This window comes from Streptomyces sp. NPDC059355, from assembly GCF_042752335.1.
Taxonomy (GTDB): domain Bacteria; phylum Actinomycetota; class Actinomycetes; order Streptomycetales; family Streptomycetaceae; genus Streptomyces.
The window spans coordinates 1-1,764 of record NZ_JBHYXN010000102.1 but is presented as its reverse complement, the minus strand read 5'-3'; the positions used below and the strand labels follow the sequence as shown (position 1 = coordinate 1,764).

1 protein-coding gene and 3 pseudogenes are annotated in these 1,764 nt (G+C 64.5%); 3 read left to right on the top strand and 1 reads right to left on the bottom strand.

Annotated elements, in window-relative coordinates; translation table 11 throughout:
* Positions 1 to 295 precede the first annotated feature (295 nt).
* Together ACFXGI_RS38615 and ACFXGI_RS38610 are read left to right on the top strand one after the other, a co-directional pair.
* Positions 296 to 373 (top strand): annotated as a pseudogene (locus tag ACFXGI_RS38615) (hypothetical protein); the annotation flags it as partial.
* 80 nt (positions 374 to 453) lie between these two features.
* Positions 454 to 698, top strand: a pseudogene (locus tag ACFXGI_RS38610) (transposase); the annotation flags it as partial.
* A gap of 83 nt (positions 699 to 781) precedes the next feature.
* Here the strand turns inward: ACFXGI_RS38610 and ACFXGI_RS38605 are convergent.
* Positions 782 to 953 (bottom strand): annotated as a pseudogene (locus ACFXGI_RS38605) (IS5/IS1182 family transposase); the annotation flags it as partial.
* A 497-nt stretch (positions 954 to 1,450) separates the two neighbouring features.
* On the opposite strand from ACFXGI_RS38605, the gene ACFXGI_RS38600 reads away from it, so the two are divergent.
* A partial coding sequence (locus tag ACFXGI_RS38600) for a tetratricopeptide repeat protein (protein WP_384717740.1) occupies positions 1,451 to 1,764 on the top strand: 314 nt, incomplete at its 3' end.

The window sequence follows — 1,764 nt, the reverse complement described above, 5'->3', positions numbered from 1 at the left end:
GACCCAGCATCACACCGCCAACCACCCACGAGGTCGTTAATGAGGGCTGTCCCGTAAATGATCTCTGAGTCGTCTCAGGGGTAGTGCGCATGATGCGAGCCGCTTGTCTGTCCGGCGGGGGCGGGGTTGTGTATGCGGGCGATGCCGAGCATGGCGTGGTGGGCGCCGTCGCCTTTGGGGCGGCAGTCGCGGAGGATCTTCCAGGAAGAGTTCACCTGTGACCAGCGAGAACATAGCCAAGCGTCTGGGACGGGGGCTGCACCGCCGACTGTGGATGAGCGGTTCCTGAACGCTCATGGTCCGGAGGCAGGCCCGCCCACTCGACCGCGGCTATCCGGTCGTCTTCATCAACTGCATCAACGTGAGGATTCGCGAGGGCCAGGTCGCCAACCGCCTGATCTATATGGCCCTGCTGGTCGCGGCCGAAAGGCACTCCGAGTTTCGGGGGGAACGGGGCGGAAGTATCCCGCGATCGTGCGGTTGTGGGAGAATGCGTGGGCTGAGTTCGTGCCGTTCCTCCAGTTTCGATACCGAGATACGGCGGATCGTCTGCGCGACGTACGCGATCGAGTCCGTGAACGCGCGGATCCGCAAGGCCGTCCCCGGCCCGCGGGTACCTCCCGAACGAGCAGGCCGCCATCAAGTGTGTCTACATGGCCATCGTGAGTCTCGACCCCACCAGCCAGGGAAGTAACCGTCCGAGGGCTGGGGCAGTGGCGACGAGGTCGGCCCTCGGTCTGTCGTCTAGAAACTCGGGGGCGCTGCTGCTGCGGGTGAGGAGCCGGAGCTGTTTGAACGGGTGCAGGCGGGCGAAGGCGCGCTCGACGACCTGATGCACCATGCCAAGTGCGGAGCCGTGGGCGACGCCGCGTCGGGCGATCATCGATTTGATGCCGCGCTTTGGGGCGGTACTCGTCGAAGTCGTGAGGCCGGTCAGCATGCAGGCACCGAGGTAAGGAACAGAGCAGGTAGGCCCTCCTGCCTAGAGATTTCACAAGTTCACAGCCTGTGCATCGCGAGTTGAAGTGCAAGATGCATGGTGATCCGCATGCCATGCTAAAGCGGCAGGTGCATTTGAATATGCATGCCGAATTGCATGACACTCTGCCTCTTAGGCCGCATGCATGATCGCACGGTGATCTATATTGCAATCTGCATTGAGATGCGCACAGGACTCCGCATTGAGGAATGTATGGCTGCTTGTACGCCTGCATTGCGGCATGCTTGGGGTGCTCCCACGCTGCACGTCTTGCACACCTCCACGTCGCATGCCTGACACTTCGACGCACAGTGGCCCCAACCGAGTCGGCCGGGGAACAAGCAGCTGCGCGTATCACCCTTCGGGCTGCGCGCGCACTGCTGGCCGCTGAGGACGCCGTGACGGACACCCGGGAGCCCGTCCCCGCCTACGCCGCCGCCTCGCGCGGTAGCGGCCACCGTCGCCTCACACATGGGCAAGACCTTGACCGCGATGAAGGACCACACGGCGGCCGAACGGCACTACCGTCGGGCCCTGGCCGGACGCATACCAGGCACGTACCTACTCAAACACGGGCTGACCATGGCCAACCTGGGGCGGTCGGTCGCCGGCCAGCACCGGCATGAAGAAGCCGTGGGCCTGTGGGCGCGATCCCTGGACCTTATGAGCGGCGTGGTCTCCGACCGCAACCGGCAGGCCATCCGGGAAATCCAGGCTGCTGCTGCCCGATACCACAAGCGCGGTGTGGCCGGCGGGGCGAGCCTGAACCAGCGCGCCACCGAACC